The sequence below is a fragment of the Pseudomonas sp. PSB18 genome (assembly GCF_014596565.1).
Classification (GTDB): domain Bacteria; phylum Pseudomonadota; class Gammaproteobacteria; order Pseudomonadales; family Pseudomonadaceae; genus Aquipseudomonas.
This window is the reverse complement of record NZ_NOIN01000011.1, coordinates 1-19,864: the sequence shown is the minus strand read 5'-3', so window position 1 is coordinate 19,864 and position 19,864 is coordinate 1. Positions and strand designations below refer to the sequence as shown.

Sequence of the window (19,864 nt, the reverse complement as noted above, 5' to 3'; positions counted from 1 at the left end):
TCCCTTGGTGGAGACAGCCGAATGAAGAAAATCTGTTGTGCAGTGCTGGCCCTGTTGCCGTTGACTGCGTTCGCGTACCCGATCGATGTGGAAAAACACCTCGACGGCCTGAAGATCGACTACACCGCCTACGACACTGACGCCGACATCGGCTCCATCCAGGTCAACAACTACGGCAGCACCGACGCGGCCTGCACCGTGGTGTTTCGCAACGGTCCGGAAGCGCCTCGCACCCGCAAGATCGATGTGGCCGCCGGCAAGTTCAAGAACGCCACCGCCAAGTTCAACCGCAACATCATCAAGCTGCGCATCGAGCTGACCTGTAAGCCAAAGTAATCCGAAACTGGGACGCTGGTTCAGCTTATAAACGAATTTATCGATGCTTTGCAGCAAATATTTGCGCTTTTTCATCGATATAGTCCCTATTAATCTCTGCTCCATCGACTGACAACACATTCAGATGGAGCCTACATCCCATGTCCCGCGTTCTGATCATTGAAAGCAGTGCCCGCCAGCAAGACTCGGTTTCCCGTCAGCTGACCCAGACCTTCATCAAGCAGTGGAAAGCCGCTCACCCGGCTGATGAAATCAATGTCCGCGACCTTGCCGTCAACGCCGTGCCTCATCTGGACGCCAACCTGTTGGGTGGTTGGATGAAGCCCGCCGAGCAACGCAACGACATCGAGAACGCCTCGCTGGAGCGCTCCAACGAACTGACCGATGAGCTGTTGGCCGCCGATGTACTGGTGATGGCCGCGCCGATGTACAACTTCGCCATCCCAAGTACCTTGAAAGCCTGGCTCGACCACGTGCTGCGTGCCGGCGTGACCTTCAAGTACACCCCAACCGGGCCTCAAGGTCTGCTGACGGGCAAGCGAGCCTTCGTCCTGACCGCTCGCGGCGGCATCCACGCCGGTGGCAGCTCCGATCACCAGGAACCCTACCTGCGCCAGGTCATGGGCTTCATCGGCATCCATGACGTGACCTTCATCCATGCCGAAGGCATGAACCTGGGCGGTGACTTCCAGGAGAAGGGCTTGAATCAGGCCAACGCCAAACTGTCACAGGTCGCCTGATCCGTTAATCCTCGGGTAATCGTCGGGTGGTCTAGTGGCTTGGCGATTCCCTTCAAACCGTTTCGCGCATCGAACCTCCCTTTGCACTTATTGCTCCTGAGTGCAGTAGCCCGATTGAACGCATTGGCGAGATCGGGCTTTTTTTTGAGAATGGTTTTTAACCAGTCTTCACTCTATGCTGGGCGGACAGAATGGAGGCTGTGAAAGATGTTCAAACTCAGGCGGAAAACATGGGCGTTACTGCTGGTCTACATCATAGGGGTCAGTGGCTATATCTATTACCTCTATGTCGAGACCCAGGGGATCCTGACCGACAACATCAATAGCAAACTGCTCCATGCCGCGCTGGGCGCTTCGGCCATCCTCGGTGACCGCTATCATGACAACCTGATCGACAAACTGTCCAAATCGCCGGAGCAAGACTGGGACGCCATTCAGCGGCTTTCCAGTTTCAACGAGTCAATGGGCACCGCCTTTGTCTACAGCGTGATCAAGCGTGATGGAAAGGCCTACCTGATCAGTTCCAGCGCATCGAAGAAGGAAATCGAGGAAAAGAACTTCGTGCGTTTCTTCGATCCTTATCCTGATGCCAGTCAGGCGCTACTCGACAGCTTCGAGCGCAGCGAGCCCACCTGGATCGACTACTCGGATCATTGGGGGGACTTTCGCGCCGTCTTCGTTCCGATGAAGTCGAAGGACGGTACGGTTTATGTGGCCGGGGCGGAAATGACGTTGGCGGCTTACTACCACCAACTCAATCAGGATTCGCTGCACCATATCATTCTGGCCATTCTGGTGTTCCTCGCCTTCAGCCTTTTCCGCACCCGTGCTCATCTCCAGCAATTGCAAACGAACGAGCGGATATTGAACGAGGCAAAGAATGCCGCCGAAGAGGCAGACCGCTCGAAAACCAGATTTCTAGCCACCATGAGCCATGAGATCCGTACCCCCATGCACGGGGTCATCGGTGCAACCGAGTTGCTGGCACGTTCATCCCTGACCGTCGAGCAGAACAGCCTCCTGAAGACGATTCAGACCAGCGGACGAAGCTTGCTGTCGCTGATCGACAATGTTCTCGATCTGGCAAAAATCGAGGCGGGTAAACTTGAGTTGAAGCCTCGTGTATTTGAATTGCGGACCCTGGTTTCATCCAGCGTAGAAATTATCCAGCAAAGCATCAAGGACAAGCCGATCGTTATCGAGACTCAGGTTTCTGTGAGCGTACCCCGTTGGGTTAAAACCGATCTCGATTGTCTGCGTCAGGTATTGATCAATTTGCTGGGCAACGCGATCAAGTTCACCGAAAGCGGAAAAGTATCGCTTACGGTCACGACGAGTGGACACGACGCTGGAACCCGGCTCGACTTCTCCATACACGATACCGGCATAGGCATCCCCGAGGAGCGGCAAGGCAGTCTGTTCGAACCCTTTGTTCAGCTTAAAGGACAAGCCAGTCAACGCTCCACCGGGAGTGGTCTTGGTCTTTCCATTTGCAAGAAACTGGTCGAAGCACAGCAGGGGACGTTATCTTTTACCAGCCAATCGGGAGTCGGTTCGACATTCACCTTCTCGCTCCCCATGGAGCCTTTTCGAGGCTCGGAAATCCCCTTGGATGACGAGCATGCAGCAGTGGATTTCGACTCATATTTCGCCACGCGTTACCCGCTCGATATCCTGCTGGTAGAGAACCATCCGGTGAATCAGAAAGTGGCCATGGCGATGCTGGAAGCGCTGGGGTACACCCCTGATCTCGCATCCGATGGCCTGGAGGCGGTCAGTCGGTGTGCGACTTCGATGCCAGAGGTCATTCTCATGGACATCAACATGCCTGTGATGGATGGGGTGGAAGCGATCCGTAGGATCCGTGCGCTGCCCCAGGGCAATGCTTGTTACATCGTTGCTTTTACCGCGAGTGTCTTTTCGTATGAGGTCGAACGTTTCAGGGCCGCCGGTGCCGATGACATTCTAACCAAACCGGCGAATTTCCAGGCCGTGACTCGGGTGCTTCAGCGTGCAACCAACGATCGGCAGCAGCGTCAGGTTCGCACGCCGGCGATGGATGAAGTGTCCTGTTGAAGTGGTTTGGAGTGAACGCCTTTCACTGATCCGGCAAAAACCGCTATCTTCGCCGCCTTCCGAAACGAGGGGCGTATGGGCTATCTACTTTTTGTGACATTGATCCAGGCATTTTCCTTCAGCCTGATCGGCGAATACCTGGCCGGGCATGTGGACAGTTATTTCGCGGTGCTGGTCCGGGTGCTGCTGGCCGGGCTGGTGTTCATTCCATTGACCCGCTGGCGCCAGGTGGAAGCGTCGTTCATGCGCGGCATGCTGTTGATCGGCGCCTTGCAGTTCGGCGTGACCTACGTCTGCCTGTACCTGAGCTTCCGCGTGCTGACAGTGCCCGAGGTGCTGCTTTTCACCATCCTCACGCCGCTGCACGTGACCTTGATCGAAGACGCGCTGAACCGCCGTTTCAATCCCTGGGCACTGGTCGCTGCACTGGTGGCCGTTGCCGGCGCGGCGGTGATTCGCTATGACCGGATCAATCCGGATTTCTTCATGGGCTTCCTGCTGTTGCAACTGGCCAATTTCACCTACGCGGCCGGGCAGGTGCTGTACAAGCATCTGGTGGCCCGCCACCCGAGCGACCTGCCGCACTACCGGCGGTTTGGTTACTTCTACCTTGGCGCGCTGGCGGTGGCGTTGCCGGCGTTCCTGCTGTTCGGCAAGACCAATTTCTGGCCGGAAGCGCCGTTGCAATGGGGTGTGCTGGTGTTCCTCGGCCTCGTCTCCACTGCACTGGGGCTGTATTGGTGGAACAAGGGCGCCTGCCTGGTGCAGGGCGGTACATTGGCGGTGATGAACAACCTGCACGTGCCGGTGGGGCTGTTGCTGAACCTGTTGATCTGGAACCAGCACGAGGCATTGGGCCGATTGTTCCTGGGCGGCGGCGTCATTCTGCTTGCGGTGTGGATCAGTCGGTTGAGCTTGCGCAAGCCGCAGGTTGCCTAATCGCCAATTGTTCGACCAGGAAGTCGATGAAGGCCCGGGTTTTCTGCGGCAGGCGCCGGGCTGACGAATACACCGCGTTGATGCTGATCGCCGGCGCCTGCCATTCGCACAGTACCGGTACCAGCCGCCCGGCAGCCAGAGCGTCTTCAACGATGAAATCCGGCAGCAGCGCAATGCCCATGCCGGCTTCGGCGGCCTGCGCCAGCAAGTCGCCGTTGTTGACGTGCAGTGGGCCGGTGACATTGACCCGTTGCGTCTCCTTGCCATTGCTTAATTGCAGGCTCACGCCACTCTGCAGATAGCCGTAGTTGAGGCACTGATGGGCGCGCAGGTCCTGGGGTGTCTGCGGAATGCCCGCACGGCTGAGATAGGCCGGGGCGGCGACCATGATGCGCGGCGCCGGCGCCAGTTGCCGGGCGATCATGGTGGAGTCGGGCATGCTGGCGATGCGAATGGTCACGTCGAAACCGCCGCGCACCGGATCGACCTGTTGGTCGCTGAGAACCACTTGCAATTCTATGTTCGGGTGCCGCTCATGGAACAGCGGTATCAGCTTGCCCAGCCGTCGCAGGCCGAACGACATCGGCGCGTTGACCCGCAACACCCCGCGTAACTCACCGATCCCATTCCTTGCCCGCTGCTCGGCCTCATCCAGGGCCGCCAGGACCTCCCGAGCCGCTTCGAAATACTCGGCGCCCGCTTCGGTGAGATGCAGGCTGCGCGTGGTGCGTTGCAGCAGTTGCACGCCGATGGCGTCTTCCAGCGCTTGAATCTGCTTGCTGACTTTCGACCTCGGCACATCCATGGCCCGGGCGGCTGCCGCGAAGCCGTTCTCGCCCACGGTGACGACAAACGCACGCATGCATTCGATGCGATCCATGATTGTTCCTTTTTTAGAATCAATGATTCTCGATTTTAGGTAATTGTCCCTTTTATGGCTAGCCCCTAAAGTACACCCATGCCGACGACATCACCGCCGAAGCGAACGTCGACAAACCCTAACCGATTGAAATTTCGATATTAAAAAGGAACACACCATGTCTATCCGCGAACTGCTGAACCCAACCAACTCCGCCCTGATCCTGATCGACCACCAGCCACAAATGGCCTTCGGCGTACAGTCGATCGACCGTCAGACCTTGAAGAACAACACCGTCGGCCTGGCCAAGGCAGCGAAGATCTTCAACGTACCGACGATCTACACCTCGGTCGAAACCGAAAGCTTCAGCGGCTACATCTGGCCTGAGTTGTTGGCAGTCCACCCGGATCAGAAGCCTATCGAGCGTACCTCGATGAACTCCTGGGAAGACAAGGCCCTGGTCGACGCGGTGAAAGCCACCGGCCGCAAGAAACTGATCATCGCGGCGCTGTGGACCGAGGTCTGCCTGACCTTCCCGGCACTGGAAGCACTGGCTGAAGGCTACGAGGTCTACATCGTCACCGACGCCTCGGGCGGCACCAGCAAAGAAGCCCACGACATGTCGGTACAGCGGATGATTCAGGCCGGTGCGGTGCCGGTGACCTGGCAACAAGTGCTGTTGGAGTACCAACGTGACTGGGCACACAAAGAGACTTACGAGGCGGTGATGGAACTGGTACTGGAACACAGCGGCGCTTATGGCATGGGCGTGGACTACGCCTACACCATGGTGCACAAGGCTCCGCAGCGCCAGGTCAAGTAACCAGTAGATAGCTGCAACCCCTATGGGAGCGAGCCTGCTCGCGATAGCAATCAGTCAGACGACATCGATGTCGACGGGGATTGCCAATCGCGAGCAGGCTCGCTCCCATATTCTGTATGGGCGCAACGCAGTTTCCCCCCCGTTTGCGTAAGATAATTAACGCCAGCTCCTACGCCGCTGGGCATTGGGTATAGGCCGGGTCTGGCGTAGACTCCCGCAGCTTGGATTGCCAGTGTTACCGGCTCGGGCGGTGACGTCTGTGATGGAATAGATGAATAGGGAGCTGTGAAATGGACAAGGTTGATGAACTTATTATTGCGGCCTTGAAGGATGATTCCAGAGTGAGCTTGGCGCAGCTGGCGCGACAGGTGCACAAATCCCGCACAGCCGTAGAGTCCCGTGTGCAAAAACTGATTGAGAAGGGCGTGATCCTCGGCTTTACCATCAATGTCGCCCAGGATGATGAAGCCCTGCAATCGGCATTTTTGATGCTGCGACTGGAGGGCAATAGTTGCCATCTGGTTTTTCCGAAGCTTTGCCACCACCAGGAAGTGCTCCATGCCTACTCGCTTTTTGGCGACGTGGACATGATGCTTGACGTCAGATACAAGAATTTCGAAGCGCTCATGGCGTTCAAGGACAGACTCTTGAAGATAGAGCATGTCAACGAAGTGGTGGTCAATCCTGTCTTGAAGGCCTGGCGTTAAGGGGATTGAGCAGGCGGGTATGCTCCGCTCAATCACACTCGGTGCCGTTAGCAGCCGTGGTCGAGCACTCTTTCCAGAAAGTAATGATTCAGGCCCGGCATTTTCTGGCGCAGCATCTCTATCAGTTCTTCAATGACCGATTGATTGAACTCATCAGGCGTTGATTCATGGCCCAGCACGACGACCAGCAGGCTCGATGAGTCCTGCGTCAGCCGGAAATCATGGGCATCGGCGTCAACCAGGCCGATACTGGCCAAAGGAGCGTCGCCGCAGCTGTAGAGAAGATCGCCGGTGGGAATGGTAATGTCTTTTTTGGCAAACAGCGGGCGGAAGCTCCTTGGCTCTTCGCAGCGGAATACGTGAATGTCTTCCTGATGATGGTAAGTGTGCACGCCAATGCTGACGCCATGACGAATGGCAACGGCATTATAGGCGTCGACAACATTGTTGATGGACTGAGCGCCCTTGGATACGAATCGCTTGAGCAACTTTTCATTGGCGCTGACGGTATTTTCATAACCGAGCTTTTTCAGCTGTCTGGAGAATCCTTCGTACACGCTGTTCGAAATCAAACTGTTCAAATGTGAGGCAACGTGATTGAGATTGCTTTGCAGCACGCCCATGAAGCTCTGATCGTTTGAAACGGTAACGTTGTTGATCACTGCCGCACAGGCGTTATTGATGCCCAAGTCGCTGGCGGATTTCTGAATGATTAGACGTGGTTTCATCACATTAACACCATAGTTTGTTGCGTATGCTTTCAGTACTGGCGTCCAGCTGTCCGGCCTCGGGGTGATGTAGCCAGAACAGGCCTGGACAAGTGGCGAAGTCGATCGTTATGGGCGTGGTATCCCCAGGACTGATGAAGTATTTATGACCGCAGTAAGCTGCATCTTGCTCGATACTGCTTAGCGCCGTAGGGGAAGGTGCGTTGAAGATGCGGTTCTCGTTAGAACAGAAAAAGCCGATTCTTCCCTGGCTGATCTGGCTGACCACTTCGGCCTGAATTCGCGCGCGGTCCAGGTAGCAATCAACGGAAAGCGAAAGCAGATCGGGCTGATAGACCTGTTGGAAGAGTTGTGGCGCGACTCCACCGTGCAGTCGTCCTCCCGCTTCAATCATGACTGGGCCTGCATCGGACCAGATGATCTCCATATGGATGGGACCGATGTTGATGCTCAACGCGGCGGCGGCCTCGCGTGCATAGTCGATCAAGGGCTTGAGGGCGGGCGCACGAGGGTCAAGGGTGTCCAGGCTTTCGTAGACAAACCGGCTGCCGTTTTTATGGATCTTGGTGTACTTGCACACGGAGGCCACAACGAACGTACCCTCGAATGCAACCATATCGACCACATACTCCGGGCCCGATACGAATGGCTGAACGATGAAGCCGAGGTTGATTTCACCCAGGTCATTCTTTTTCTCCCATGCCGCACCGTCCAATGCTGCCTTTACCGCTTCCTTGCCTTCGGCAAACACCACGCCTTCGGTTGCGGCCGAATTCAAGGGTTTGATCACGTATTTGAGTGCAGGGTCTAGTGACGCCAGCAGATCGCCAATCTGCGTGGGCGAACTCAAGATGTCTGAAGGAATATGCATTAAGCCGTGATCTTTCAGAGCTTTCTGCATGGCGAACTTGTTGCGACGAAGATCGCTGGTACTACGGCTGTTACCCTTGATACCCAGGGTTTCTGTCAAATAATCGGTGAGATAGATCGCGGTTTCACACCCTGCGATGACGGCCGTTACCGACAAGCTTTTCAGTACATCCAGTGGATGATCATCCCAATAGTAAACAGCCTCGAAATTATCCTGCACCAGATCGCTGGTGAAGTGCTGGGGCAATTCGCGAGTGGAAATCACCGCAATACAGCGCACATTCTGGGCATTGAGCACCGGCGCGTAGAGTTTTCCTGTAGAAAAGGGGTCAACAATCAATACGGTTTTCAAATCACTTACTCCTGTTCAGCGGTGATAGCGGGCGAGATCCCGCGGCTGAGGTTCCAGGCCAATACGGCACATCCCAACAGTGCGGCGGACACGATCATCAGAAGACGAGCGCCTTCGGTTCCCAAGAGTCCGGCTGTGGTGAAAAAGGTAAGGACCATAGGGGCGGAGCCGCTGACCAGCAGGTAATAAAGTGAGCTTTTGGCGGCGATGACGTCAGCGACTTGCGCATTGGGTGCCGATTCGATCAGCGTTTTGCGCAGCTGGATCCTCAGGCTATTGATGCAAAAGCCCAACAGGAACGCTGCGACCATCATCACGTAGAGATTCTGCAAATAGACAATCGCCACATCGGCCATTGCGATCATCAATATGGCGCTGTAACTGTTGAGTTTGATCCGCGGCAGTACGGCAGCGCTGAAAGCGCCCAGGCCGGCCAGGCCACTTGCCACGCCGAACAGCGTGGCGTTCCACTCATTGAGCTTCTGGAAAACGATGGGCACCAGACTATTGAAGGCACCAATATGGAAACCGATCATGCTCAGGACAACGATCAGGATATAAAGATTGGCTGACAACTGTCTGGTGAGAGCTTCGTTGTTGCCAGGCGCCTTCTCGGGGGTATTGGAGGCAGGGGTTGCGGCTACCAGCAGGATTGCCGCCAGCGATACGATAGCCGCGATGCTGATGATCTGCAGTGTTTGATTGACCGAAAAGACATCCACGATCATCCCACCCAGCAAAGCACCACCAAAGGCCCCGATCTGAATGGAGGTTTGCATCAGCCGCGCGGAAGTGTCGCTGTTGGTCAGGCCCGCCAGCACCAACTTGGTATTTTTCGACTCCAGGGTACTGATAGTGAAATAGTCAGTGACCCCGACCACGAACGCGATACTCAAAAAGCCGATCGGGAGCAGAGCCACATCTGTAACGGACAACCCAAGGATGGCCCCAAAAGCGATGAGTCGGATGTAGAGCAGCCGTCTCATGGTCAGTTCGACGGTAAAAAACTTACCGATGAACTGTTCGCAAAGGTAGGGCACCACTGTTGCCACACATAGCGTTGCCCCCACCAGGAATGTCGAACCAGTGGTTTCCAGCCCGAACCAGACCATGGCGATGACGATCGCCATGTCGAGACCGGTGAAAAGGGTAACGATCGAGTAGAACGCGCCCAGGGTTGATTTATTGGTCATACGCTCACTTATTCATGGCGAGAAAGTTTAAATAAAGGCACGCACCGGTTGTCGTCGCCAACAACGGTGCTGATCACATCGCGTACGCGCACGGTAGGCAGGGATTTCTTTTCCAGGTTGCATAACTTGTACGTGTTGTCATGCCACGGGCAGATCACGCTTTGTCCGTCGTGCGTTAGCTCGCCCATATGCAACGGCCCTCCTCTATGGGGACAACTGGTGGGCAGGAGTTGAGTTGAATGAGAGTGACGCTTGAGAAAATAGGTTTTCTCGTCCACGGCGACATAGTTGGCGTGGGTTATGTTTAAACGGATGGCTTTCATGGGTGGCTACTCAGATTGCCGTGACGGTGTAAGTGCAACTGCTGCTGGTGACGTAGGTGCCATGAATCATCCCTTTGGGTATGACAACGCCTTCCCCTGCTTTCAATCGGATAGACAAATCAGGGCTCATCACAAAGTCCAGCTCTCCCGACTCCACCCAGAACAGCTCATCGTTGGAGTGGGTATGCAGCACGGAAAGCTCGTGTTCGGATTCGGTGATGCGCATGTCCACGTTGCGCTTTCCATGGAGTTCGGCGGCGCGGGCGCGATGTGCGTCCAGGTCGTCGTGCCATTGGATATGGGCATAGAGTTCTTCGTCAGCAATGTCCTGCAGCAGTTTGAATTCTTCAAAACCGCGGATAAGGTCTGGAATGATCTTGTTGCCGAACTGTTCGATCATTGGGACGATCAGGCGCTTTAAGGCCATTCGTCCGTGATGAACGTCGATATGTGAATGTTCGTCGAAATACTCAGTGGATACCGAGTTGTCGAAGATGGTTCTGATCGCACGGGACTGGTGTTTAGTCGTCAGTGCCAACGTGGCTTCGGTGTAGTACATGGCGCCGATGTAACGGAACAGCTCACCGTGATTGGCTGACACGTAGTGAAAGTAGTTGGTCAGCGACAGGGAGCTGGCGGTATAGAACTGCCAGTAGTGATGGACGTGGTGCGACATGCCCATCTCCTTGAGCATGTCCTCGAAAATGGTGCTGTGTTTCTTTTTATCTACGCCGTAGCCGTACTCGTCGATCAGTATCTTGAACAACTCACTGGTGTACTCGCCGCAGTTGCCCAGCACATTGCGAGCCATGGCTGAGGCTTCGCTGAGGAAGTCACCTGCACACTGGGTCATGAAGAATTTTGCTGCGCGTTGGGGATCGCGACTGCTGGTCAGCACTTCAAAGAGCTTGGAGTCGGAACGGGCCACATCGTCCAGCACTTTATCGGTATGAGCCAGGAAGGACTCCAGCTCCCAGGGGCCATTGATGTGAACCTCTTCCTTGAGCCAACCGTAGAGGTAGTTTTCCAGTACTGGACGGATTTTTTTACCCGATGCTACATGCAGGGGATCGTAAAAAGTCTTGAACTCTTTGAGGTTGAGTTCCAAGGGAGGCTTGGGCAGAAAAACCAGATCCTGCTCATAAATATTCAACAGTAAGCGCTGCGCCAGTAAATGTTGGCTGCATGAAAATTGATGGCTTTTCAGGCTGTCCGTGAGGATCGAGTCATTAATATCCTGTGGTCGCGAGGGACGCTGGTACGGGCTGCTTGTATAAAAACCACGGGGTTGGGCAAACGCATCGGCTCGGGCGTAGAGAGCCAGTGCTTCGGCGTCTGCGTTCGATCCATGGGCAGATTCATCGGTAAGCTTTGTTGTCCATAACATGCAGTAGCGCCTTTCGCCGATCAGAATTGAAGGCGAAATGCTAAAGGTTTGAAACCTTTTGAAACAGGCGAAAACCGAGGGCGCAAATAGTGAAATCCACTAAAAAACCTGGCGGATTTTGCTGATTCGATTAAGCGCTGGAGGCTGCTTTCTGTCTTCCTCTGCGTGGGGCTGGTACAGGTCAGACCACCTGCTTCTGCCCCTCCGGAACATGACTCCCTCCCAACACCGCCGGCAGCAACCCCGAACGCAAATCCATGCCGCTGGGCTGTTGGTACAGGTTCAAGCCGAACTCCGGCATCACCGCCAGCAAGTAGTCGAAAATATCTCCTTGGATGCGCTCGTAGTCGGCCCATGCGGTGGTGCGGGTAAAGCAGTAGATTTCCAGCGGGATGCCCTGGGCCGTGGTTTGCATCTGGCGGACCATGCAGGTCATGTTCGGCTGGATTTCGGGGTGGCTCTTCAAGTACGCCAAGGCATAGGCCCGGAAGGTACCGAGGTTGGTCATCCGGCGACGGTTGGCCGACATCGCCGCAACGTTGCCCTGGGCTTCGTTCCAGGCTTTGAGCTCGGCTTGTTTGCGGCTGATGTAGTCGGTCAACAGGCGGACGTGGGTCAGGCGCTGTTCTTCCTCGTCATGCAGGAAGCGCACGCCGCTGGCGTCGATGAACAGGCTGCGCTTGATCCGTCGTCCACCGGATTGCTGCATGCCGCGCCAGTTCTTGAACGATTCGGACATCAGCCGCCAGGTCGGGATCGAGACGATGGTCTTGTCGAAGTTCTGCACCTTGACGGTGTGCAGGGTGATGTCCACCACGTCACCGTCGGCGCCGACCTGGGGCATTTCGATCCAGTCGCCGACTCGCAACATGTCGTTGCTGGTCAGTTGCACGCTGGCGACGAATGACAGGAGGGTGTCCTTGTACACCAACAGGATCACTGCCGACATCGCACCCAGACCCGACAGCAGCAACAACGGCGAACGGTCGATCAGGGTCGCGACGATGACGATTGCGCTGAATACGTACAGCACCATTTTCGTCAGTTGCACATAGCCCTTGATCGAACGGGTCCGCGCGTGTTCGGTGCGGGCGTAGACATCCAGCAGGGCGTTGAGCAGGGCGCTGAGGGTCAGCATCAGGAACAGAACGGTGAAGGCCGTGGCGACATTGCCGAGGAACACCAGGCTGGTTTTGCTGAGCCCGGGTACCAGCGGCAGGCCGAACTGGATAAGCAGCGAGGGTGTCATCTGCGCCAGGCGATGGAAGACCTTGTTGTGGCGCAGGTCGCTGACCCAATGCAAGGCCGGCTGGCGACCGAGCAGCTTGGCACCGTGCAGAATCAGGTAACGCGCCACGCGTCCGAGCACCAGGGCAATGGTCAGCAGCAGAATCAGCGCGAGGCCGGTATGCAGGAGCGGGTGCTGGTCGAGGGCACCCCAGAGGTCTTGGATGTTGAGCCAGAGCTGTTTGATGTCCATGGGCGAAACGGGTCTTCTATTGAAATGCGACAGGGGATTAGAGCATTTAAGCCTGCCGAAGTGACCGTCGATGGCGAGTCGGCCGTGAAAAAAGCCGCTGATTGTCGCCGTTTGCATAAAGAAACTCGGCCTTCGCGCTCGAAACCGTTACCCTATGCAGCTGTTTTTTTGCATTTCTTCGAGGTAGCACCCGTGTTTTCCGAATTCGCCCTGCACGAACGCCTGCTCAAAGCCGTGGCCGAGCTTAAATTTGTCGAGCCAACGCCGGTGCAGGCAGCGGCCATTCCGCTCGCGCTCCAGGGGCGTGACCTGCGGGTGACGGCGCAGACCGGCAGCGGCAAGACCGCCGCGTTCGTGTTGCCGATCCTCAACCGCCTGATCGGTCCGGCCAAGGTCCGTGTCAGCATCAAGACCCTGATCCTGCTGCCAACCCGTGAACTGGCCCAGCAGACCTTGAAGGAAGTGGAGCGCTTCTCGCAATTCACCTTCATCAAGTCCGGCCTGATCACCGGCGGCGAGGACTTCAAGGTCCAGGCCGCCATGTTGCGCAAGGTGCCGGACATCCTGATCGGTACGCCGGGGCGGATGATCGAACAGCTGAACGCCGGTAATCTCGACTTGAAGGAAGTCGAAGTGCTGGTGCTCGACGAAGCCGACCGCATGCTCGACATGGGCTTTGCCGAAGACGTGCAGCGCCTGGTGGACGAATGCGCCAACCGCCAGCAAACCATGTTGTTCTCTGCCACCACCGGCGGCTCGGGCCTGCGGGAAATGGTCGCCAAGGTGCTGAACAACCCGGAGCACTTGCAGCTCAACGCGGTCAGCCAACTGAATTCCACGACTCGTCAGCAGATCATCACCGCTGATCACAACGTTCACAAAGAACAGATTGTGAATTGGCTGCTGGCCAACGAAACCTACGAAAAAGCCATCGTGTTCACCAACACTCGCGCCATGGCTGACCGCATCTACGGCCGTCTGGTGGCACAGGAATACAAGGCGTTCGTGCTGCACGGCGAGAAGGACCAGAAGGACCGCAAGCTGGCGATCGACCGCCTCAAGCAGGGGGGCGTGAAGATCCTCGTGGCCACCGACGTCGCCGCGCGCGGCCTGGACGTGGACGGCCTCGACATGGTCATCAACTTCGACATGCCTCGCAGCGGCGACGAATACGTGCACCGCATCGGCCGTACCGGTCGTGCCGGCAACGATGGCCTGGCGATTTCGTTGATCTGTCACGGCGACTGGAACCTGATGTCGAGCATCGAACGCTATCTCAAGCAGAGCTTCGAGCGCCGCACCATCAAGGAAGTCAAAGGCACCTACGGCGGACCGAAAAAGGTCAAGGCCTCGGGCAAGGCCGTCGGTGTGAAGAAGAAAAAGGTCGACGCCAAGGGCGACAAGAAAAAAACCGCCGCCAAGGCACCGACCAAGCGCAAGACCGCCAACCGTCCGAAGACCGACGCGCCTTCGCTGGTCAGCAAGGATGGCATGGCGCCGCTCAAGCGTCGCAAGCCGGACGCGCCGGCGGCTGAGTGAATCGCCTGTAGCGCATCATAAAAACCGGACCTTGGGTTAATGCCAGTCAGTTAAGGATCAAATGGCACAACCCCTGTGGGAGCAAAGCTTGCTCGCGATAGCGACAGATCAGTCAACGTTGTTGCTGACTGACTTGCCGCAATCGCGAGCAAGCTTTGCTCCCACAGGTTTGTGGCTTAACTGATCGGCAATAGAACCTTGGGTCCGGTTTTTTATGCGTATTTGCCAAGCAATCAACCCGCCTTCTTCCCCGCATCCTTCAATTCCTCCAGACGCTTATCAATCAACTGGCACTTGTCCGGCACGTCCTTGCTGGCTGTCTCCAGATCCATGGCCTGCAACTCATCATTCATCTGCTTGGCCTTGGCCGGGTTTTGTTGAGTGAGCTTGGTCACTTCCTGAGCGAGCTGTTCGCGCTTGGCGGTGGCTTCCTCGGGCGTACAGGTAGCCCAGACAGGCAGGGCGCAGACAAGCGTGGTGGCGAGGGTGAATGTCAGGAAGGTTTTCATGGTGTGGGCCTCGTATTCCTTGTTGGGCAGGTAATGAGTTGAGGCCGATGTCGGGTGGAAAGTTCATCCTGGTGACTTCTTTTCAGAATGACCCTGGCCGATATTAAACAGTCGTCTACCATGGAGAAAACGGCCGGTTGCGTTGCGCTTGCAGCGTTGGGTCGTTCCTTGAGCAGGATTATTCAAAGGAATGAAAGCTATGACCCTTAGAGCGGTATTCAGCCGACTGATGTTGTGCCTGTGCAGTGCGTTCGCGGTCTCATCGACTTATGCGGAAAGTGTGATCATTGCCACTCCGCAACAAGGTGTTGGAATTGAAGTGGATGTATTCGACAGTCCTGATGCCAGCAATGGAACACCTTCTGCAACCAGCAACTTGCCAGCCGCTTCGGTTGGGGTGTTTACACCCACGGTGCAATCGTTCAAAGGCAAGCTGTATATGTTCTGGGTAGGCGATAGTGACACCGCTCATATCTATTTTTCCACTTCGGTGGAGGGAAGTAATTGGTCTCCTCCACAGTCCATCCCCGTCGGCAATATCTTGGGTAACGTTTCAGTAACGGTGTTCAAACAAAAGCTGATACTGACCTTTACCGACCAGGCTCAAATCAACAGCATCAGTTCCGAGGATGGCACGAGCTGGTCCGACGTTAGCCCTATTACGGCCTCCAGCGACGCCGCCTATAACAGCCCTGTGGTGTACAACGGACAATTGTTTGTCTTCTACTGCGAGGAGGACGATAGCACTGTTTACTACGTGACCTCGGACGATGGTCTTCAGTGGAGCCAGCCAAATCTCGGGTTCAAGGCAAACGCTTACAGGATCCTGAGCATAGTGCCGGTGGTTTATAACGGTGAGCTGCTGCTTTACTACTCTTATGATATTGGCCATCTGGCCGTGCGTGCTTACGACCGCAGTGCTCATTGGGGCGATGAGCAAACGCTGTCGGGTATAGCCAATGAGCTTCTCCTGAGCCGTGCAACGATGATCGGCAACCGCATTTTTATCAGCAGTGGCGCTAATACGTTTGCTTCAACCGACGGAGTCAACTGGACCCCCTATTTTTCCAAGTCGTTCGGAGCCTTGACGAGCGCGCCGGGATTGGGCGTTTCCTATGCCATTACTACAAACGATCTGACGGCGGACAATCCGCAGTTGCCTGCGGACCTGGCGACGGGGCTCAGCCATACCGACTATGCAACCTTCGCCTGGCGGAGCTTTTTCGCCCTGAACAATACGGCCAAGACCCCGTTGCCGGCTAACCGTGGTGTCGGCAATCCCGATAGCAGCTTTGCGGACTCGGGCAAGGCTTCACAATCTCCCAACCCCTTGCTGTGGCAAACCTTTGCTCACCGTACCGAGCTGTTTCCGGCGGCACAAAAGCAGAAAAACTCCGCGGGCGGTCCTATGCGTCCGTTTGGTTCCGACCCGCAATACAGCTATATCAACTTCCCCAACGGTATACCTCTGGCAGCAGGTGCCACCTTTGCCCATTACAACAATCTGGACGAGGCGACCCAGATAGGGCAGAACGCGATATTTTTCCCGGTCAACCCACCCAATGCTGCGAAGACGGGTAGCGACTATGCCCCTTCGAACGACAGCCAGATCCTGTTCGAGGCCAAGGCCAACCCTGTCGTTTACGAATATGCGAGAACCTTGAGCAATTTTCCGGGCCATATCGTGCTGCCCGACGGCGCGGTGGAGGTCAAGGCGGCTTGGCGCAAGCTGGCAGACATTCCGGTACAGAATCGTGCGCGCTACCATACGGCGACGGTGGTGACCTATCAGGGCAAAGATGATGCGCCGGTGGCGCACAATGAAGACTACGCGTTGGTCGCCCTGCATATCATCCACAAGACGCCCAACTACCCGACTTTCATATTCGCCACGTTCGAGCACGAGGATGCCCTGACCTTGTCCGATGGCAAGTCACCGAGCGGACTCTACTACATCGCCAACTACGACAAGATTGCCTATCCCGGTCTCGATACTACAAACAATCCCCCGACCGCCACTTTCTCTGACGGCAACAAAACCTATACGGTTTCTTTGCCGAACGCGGGTCTCGTCGCCACTTCGAAGAATCCTGGTGTCTACTCCAACAGCAACGGGATTCCCGAAGGACAGGCCGGTCCGATCCGTGTGGTGCAACCGCTGACCATTTATTCCGAAGTTGAAGCGGTGAACAACCAGGTCAAGCAGCTCATGGACGGCAGCAGTGAGTTCAACAATTCGGTCTGGAAGCACTATCGGCTCAAAGGCGTGCAAGCCATCCCGTCGAGCACTCAAACCGATCCGGATTACTACCTGGCCAATATCATGGTCGAAAGCAGCCAGCCGGGGATTCAGCTGTTTCGTGGGAGCAATGTATTCCCGATTCCGAATGACAACACCCTGACCAATGCCCGCAATCAACCGAACATCAACGTGCCGGATTATGACCACAGTACCCAAAGCCTGACCATGGGCGGCTGCATGGGGTGCCACGGCATTGCCCAGAGTTCGCTGAAACAAGGTTTCAGTTTTCTGTTCGATGCCATCAATCCCATGCTCGGTAATAAACAAACCGGATTTGCGAACCCGGAGACCGTAGGCTTGCCGGACCCGCGGACGATGAAGGAACGGGCCCAGAAATATTCATTCGGCCCTCAGAACAAAGAGGCTATCGAGAAGGCGGGTCAGTAGCAGCTCACACCTCGAGCGGTGAAGCTCATAAGCGCGGATAACCCCGTTTCCTGAAGCAGGCACCAGGTTCTTTCGATAAAAATACCGGACGTTGGGTCCGGTTTTTTTATGGGATGAGCCATAGTTTGAATGGCGGTAGACATAGACCTCTCGCCACAGATGCTGGCTTGGGTGACTCGGCATCCTTTGCGTCTTTCAGCTTCCTAAGACCGTTCCCGTTTCCGCAAAGGATGTTTCGTACCCTTTTTGCGGAAGGCGCCTGATTTCAGACGAACGGGCCCATCGATACCCTTGAGTGCAACTATTTAATTGACGCCAAAATGGTGGCCATCTAACATCGCGCCGCTATTTTGATATCACTTCGCTCGAGGGATCGAACATGTTTACACCCGCCCATTGGGCGAGGTTGTGCCTGGCTTTGCTGTGCCTGTCTCCGCTTACCCTGGCTCACGCCGCTCCCACCCCCGGTGAAACCGACCTGATCCGCGAGCGCCAGAACCGTTTGCTCGAAGAGCAGCGCCGCCGTCTGGAAGAACTCAAGGACTTGCCCGGCCAGGAGGCGAAACCGACCCAGCCGACCGCGCCAGCCGATACCCGTTGCTTCCCCATCCAGACCATCGAACTCAAGGGCGCCGACAGCCTTTCGGCCCGTGAGCGCGAGCGGCTGCTCAAGCCCTACATCGGCCAATGCCTGGGCGTGCCCCAGCTCAACGAGCTGCTCAAGGTCATCACCGACCACTACATCGAGAAGGGCCTGGTCACCAGCCGTGCCTACTTGCCGCAGCAGGATCTGTCCAGCGGGCATCTGCAAGTGCTGGTGGTCGAGGGTCGGCTCGAAGGCTTGAAAGGCGCCGAGAACAGCCAGCTGTCGGAGCGTGAATTGGCGATGGCGTTTCCCGGCAAGACCGGCGAGCTGGTCAACCTGCGGGAAATCGAGCAGATGGTGGACCAGCTCAATCGCCTGCCGTCGAACCAGGCCAAGATGGAGCTGACCCCCGGCCAGAACGTCGGCGGCAGCGAAGTGCGGGTCACCAACGACCCCCAGAAACCCTGGCGCGCCGGCCTGTCCCGGAGCAACGATGGCCAGCGCAGCACCGGCGAGCAGCAGTGGGGCACCAGTTTCGAGTGGGACAGCCCCTTGGGTTTGGCCGATCAGTTGATGCTGCGCGGCGGTCATGACGCGATGACCGATCACCAGCACACCTCGCGAAACGCCATGCTTTCTTACAACCTGCCGTTTGGCTGGTGGAACGTCAGCTACACCTACAGCCAGAGCGAGTACCGCTCGCAGATCGCGGCCAATGGTTTCAACTTCAAGCAGACCGGTGACAGCCAGAACCATCAGTTGCGGGTGGAGCGGGTGATCTACCGTGACGCCCTGAGCAAGACCTCCCTCAACACCGGCCTGGCGTACCTGCGCAGCAACAACTTCATTGAAGACAGCAAACTGGCCCTCAGCAGCAATCGCCTGAGCGAAGCGCAGTTCGGTATCAACCACGGGCGGCGGGTCGGCAGTGCCTTCGTCAACCTGGACCTGGGCATGCAGCAAGGTATCGGTGCTTTCGATGCCCAGGCCAACCACGACCCGGCCCCCGGTCAGGCTGACGCCCGCTATCGCAAATACACCGCGACGGCCAGCTACCTGCAACCGTTCAAACTGTGGGACGAGTCGTTCAGCTTCAGTAGCTTGATGACCGGCCAGCACAGTGAAGACGTACTGTTCAGCCCGCAGCGCATGAGCCTGGGCGGACAGTCGTCGATTCGGGGTTATAAGGATCAGTCGTTGGCTGGCGACAACGGTGGCTACTGGCGCAACGACCTGCGCTGGAGTCGCCCGGTGACCCTGGAATGGTTACGTCCGGTGTTTGCCGAGTACGGCACCAGCCTGGGATATGACCAGGGCGTGATCAGCGGGACCCGCTACAACGGCGATCAGCACGGGCGCATGTCGAGCAACTCGGTGGAATTGTTCGCCCGCGGCCAGCACCTCACCACCAGTGTCACCTTTGCCCACTCCCTGGAACGCCCGGATGCCCTGACCGAGCGCGAAGCGCCGATCTATTTCCGGGTTGATGTATCCATTTAATTCTGTTGCAACGAGACCTGATCATGGACGACCGCCAATACGCCTTGCTGGCCCGCCAACCTTCTGCGGCCCTGAAAACCCGCGACCTGTTCTGCGGCATGCCCAAGCGCGGCCTGGCGTTCCTGTTGGCCAACGTCATGTTCTGGCAACCGATGTGGGCTCAGGCCGACGGCATCGTCGTCAGTGCGCCGGGCACCAGCCTCGGTCAGGCAGGCAACGGTGTGCCGA

18 protein-coding genes are annotated in these 19,864 nt (G+C 56.6%); 10 read left to right on the top strand and 8 right to left on the bottom strand.

The window, feature by feature from the left end:
• Nucleotides 1–21: 21 nt before the first annotated feature.
• From CGA22_RS22300 to CGA22_RS22285, 4 genes are all read left to right on the top strand, one after another.
• Entirely contained in the window at nucleotides 22–336 is a 315-nt protein-coding gene (locus CGA22_RS22300; RefSeq protein WP_041020170.1) for a hypothetical protein, read from the top strand.
• Nucleotides 337–476: 140 nt separating this feature from the next.
• Nucleotides 477–1,076: an FMN-dependent NADH-azoreductase gene (locus tag CGA22_RS22295; RefSeq protein ID WP_041020169.1), complete on the top strand. Its 600-nt coding sequence runs from the start codon at nucleotides 477–479 to the stop codon at nucleotides 1,074–1,076.
• A 207-nt stretch (nucleotides 1,077–1,283) separates the two neighbouring features.
• Nucleotides 1,284–3,152 (top strand): ATP-binding protein, encoded by a 1,869-nt coding sequence (locus CGA22_RS22290; protein ID WP_041020168.1) that lies wholly within the window; start codon nucleotides 1,284–1,286, stop codon nucleotides 3,150–3,152.
• A gap of 75 nt (nucleotides 3,153–3,227) precedes the next feature.
• Entirely contained in the window at nucleotides 3,228–4,091 is an 864-nt protein-coding gene (locus CGA22_RS22285; protein WP_041020167.1) for a carboxylate/amino acid/amine transporter, read from the top strand.
• Here CGA22_RS22285 and CGA22_RS22280 read toward each other — a convergent pair.
• Nucleotides 4,054–4,971 carry a LysR family transcriptional regulator gene (locus CGA22_RS22280; protein WP_041020166.1) on the bottom strand — a complete coding sequence of 306 codons (918 nt, stop codon included), beginning with the start codon at nucleotides 4,969–4,971 and terminating at the stop codon, nucleotides 4,054–4,056. The genes CGA22_RS22285 and CGA22_RS22280 overlap by 38 nt on opposite strands.
• Before the next feature lie 157 nt (nucleotides 4,972–5,128).
• Here CGA22_RS22280 and CGA22_RS22275 point away from each other — a divergent pair, with 157 nt between their 5' ends.
• Both CGA22_RS22275 and CGA22_RS22270 read left to right on the top strand, forming a co-directional pair.
• On the top strand, nucleotides 5,129–5,773 hold the full coding sequence (locus CGA22_RS22275; protein WP_041020165.1) for a hydrolase: 645 nt from the start codon (nucleotides 5,129–5,131) through the stop codon (nucleotides 5,771–5,773).
• Between the two features lie 290 nt (nucleotides 5,774–6,063).
• A complete protein-coding gene (locus CGA22_RS22270; protein ID WP_041020164.1) occupies nucleotides 6,064–6,480 on the top strand; it encodes an Lrp/AsnC family transcriptional regulator in 417 nt (138 codons plus the stop codon).
• Between the two features lie 47 nt (nucleotides 6,481–6,527).
• On the opposite strand, the gene CGA22_RS22265 is transcribed toward CGA22_RS22270, so the two are convergent.
• From CGA22_RS22265 to CGA22_RS22240, 6 genes are all read right to left on the bottom strand, one after another.
• On the bottom strand, nucleotides 6,528–7,208 hold the full coding sequence (locus CGA22_RS22265; protein WP_188258708.1) for a phenylalanine--tRNA ligase beta subunit-related protein: 681 nt from the start codon (nucleotides 7,206–7,208) through the stop codon (nucleotides 6,528–6,530).
• A gap of 4 nt (nucleotides 7,209–7,212) precedes the next feature.
• Entirely contained in the window at nucleotides 7,213–8,430 is a 1,218-nt protein-coding gene (locus CGA22_RS22260; protein ID WP_041020162.1) for an ATP-grasp domain-containing protein, read from the bottom strand.
• A 5-nt stretch (nucleotides 8,431–8,435) separates the two neighbouring features.
• Complete coding sequence (locus CGA22_RS22255; RefSeq protein WP_041020161.1) at nucleotides 8,436–9,623, bottom strand: MFS transporter; 1,188 nt, start codon at nucleotides 9,621–9,623, stop codon at nucleotides 8,436–8,438.
• A gap of 8 nt (nucleotides 9,624–9,631) precedes the next feature.
• Nucleotides 9,632–9,946: a Rieske (2Fe-2S) protein gene (locus tag CGA22_RS22250; RefSeq protein ID WP_084213682.1), complete on the bottom strand. Its 315-nt coding sequence runs from the start codon at nucleotides 9,944–9,946 to the stop codon at nucleotides 9,632–9,634.
• Nucleotides 9,947–9,956: 10 nt separating this feature from the next.
• A complete protein-coding gene (locus tag CGA22_RS22245) occupies nucleotides 9,957–11,333 on the bottom strand; it encodes an iron-containing redox enzyme family protein (RefSeq protein WP_223194892.1) in 1,377 nt (458 codons plus the stop codon).
• A 181-nt stretch (nucleotides 11,334–11,514) separates the two neighbouring features.
• Entirely contained in the window at nucleotides 11,515–12,813 is a 1,299-nt protein-coding gene (locus CGA22_RS22240; RefSeq protein ID WP_041020160.1) for a mechanosensitive ion channel family protein, read from the bottom strand.
• 192 nt (nucleotides 12,814–13,005) lie between these two features.
• Between CGA22_RS22240 and CGA22_RS22235 the strand changes: the two genes are divergently transcribed.
• Nucleotides 13,006–14,352 (top strand): DEAD/DEAH box helicase, encoded by a 1,347-nt coding sequence (locus CGA22_RS22235; protein WP_041020159.1) that lies wholly within the window; start codon nucleotides 13,006–13,008, stop codon nucleotides 14,350–14,352.
• Between the two features lie 233 nt (nucleotides 14,353–14,585).
• Here the strand turns inward: CGA22_RS22235 and CGA22_RS22230 are convergent, their stop codons facing one another.
• A complete protein-coding gene (locus CGA22_RS22230; RefSeq protein WP_041020158.1) occupies nucleotides 14,586–14,861 on the bottom strand; it encodes a hypothetical protein in 276 nt (91 codons plus the stop codon).
• 190 nt (nucleotides 14,862–15,051) lie between these two features.
• On the opposite strand from CGA22_RS22230, the gene CGA22_RS22225 reads away from it, so the two are divergent.
• The 3 genes from CGA22_RS22225 to CGA22_RS22215 form a co-directional block, all read left to right on the top strand.
• On the top strand, nucleotides 15,052–17,550 hold the full coding sequence (locus CGA22_RS22225; protein WP_223194890.1) for a glycoside hydrolase: 2,499 nt from the start codon (nucleotides 15,052–15,054) through the stop codon (nucleotides 17,548–17,550).
• A 379-nt stretch (nucleotides 17,551–17,929) separates the two neighbouring features.
• The gene (locus CGA22_RS22220; RefSeq protein ID WP_188258707.1) at nucleotides 17,930–19,636 is read left to right on the top strand and encodes a ShlB/FhaC/HecB family hemolysin secretion/activation protein; all 1,707 of its coding nucleotides are present in this window, start codon (nucleotides 17,930–17,932) and stop codon (nucleotides 19,634–19,636) included.
• 23 nt (nucleotides 19,637–19,659) lie between these two features.
• The coding region (locus CGA22_RS22215) for a hypothetical protein (RefSeq protein ID WP_188258706.1) at nucleotides 19,660–19,864 on the top strand (205 nt) is incomplete at its 3' end.

Excerpts from the sequence above, each read along its gene's own strand:
- CGA22_RS22300 (WP_041020170.1), top strand. The coding sequence starts at position 22 with ATGAAGAAAATCTGTTGTGCAGTGCTGGCCCTGTTGCCGTTGACTGCG.
- CGA22_RS22220 (WP_188258707.1), top strand. The coding sequence starts at position 17,930 with ATGTTTACACCCGCCCATTGGGCGAGGTTGTGCCTGGCTTTGCTGTGC.
- CGA22_RS22250 (WP_084213682.1), bottom strand. The coding sequence starts at position 9,946 with ATGAAAGCCATCCGTTTAAACATAACCCACGCCAACTATGTCGCCGTG.
- CGA22_RS22225 (WP_223194890.1), top strand. The coding sequence starts at position 15,052 with ATGAAAGCTATGACCCTTAGAGCGGTATTCAGCCGACTGATGTTGTGC.
- CGA22_RS22295 (WP_041020169.1), top strand. The coding sequence starts at position 477 with ATGTCCCGCGTTCTGATCATTGAAAGCAGTGCCCGCCAGCAAGACTCG.
- CGA22_RS22265 (WP_188258708.1), bottom strand. The coding sequence starts at position 7,208 with ATGAAACCACGTCTAATCATTCAGAAATCCGCCAGCGACTTGGGCATC.
- CGA22_RS22255 (WP_041020161.1), bottom strand. The coding sequence starts at position 9,623 with ATGACCAATAAATCAACCCTGGGCGCGTTCTACTCGATCGTTACCCTT.
- CGA22_RS22280 (WP_041020166.1), bottom strand. The coding sequence starts at position 4,971 with ATGGATCGCATCGAATGCATGCGTGCGTTTGTCGTCACCGTGGGCGAG.
- CGA22_RS22230 (WP_041020158.1), bottom strand. The coding sequence starts at position 14,861 with ATGAAAACCTTCCTGACATTCACCCTCGCCACCACGCTTGTCTGCGCC.
- CGA22_RS22245 (WP_223194892.1), bottom strand. The coding sequence starts at position 11,333 with ATGTTATGGACAACAAAGCTTACCGATGAATCTGCCCATGGATCGAAC.
- CGA22_RS22285 (WP_041020167.1), top strand. The coding sequence starts at position 3,228 with ATGGGCTATCTACTTTTTGTGACATTGATCCAGGCATTTTCCTTCAGC.
- CGA22_RS22240 (WP_041020160.1), bottom strand. The coding sequence starts at position 12,813 with ATGGACATCAAACAGCTCTGGCTCAACATCCAAGACCTCTGGGGTGCC.
- CGA22_RS22270 (WP_041020164.1), top strand. The coding sequence starts at position 6,064 with ATGGACAAGGTTGATGAACTTATTATTGCGGCCTTGAAGGATGATTCC.
- CGA22_RS22275 (WP_041020165.1), top strand. The coding sequence starts at position 5,129 with ATGTCTATCCGCGAACTGCTGAACCCAACCAACTCCGCCCTGATCCTG.
- CGA22_RS22290 (WP_041020168.1), top strand. The coding sequence starts at position 1,284 with ATGTTCAAACTCAGGCGGAAAACATGGGCGTTACTGCTGGTCTACATC.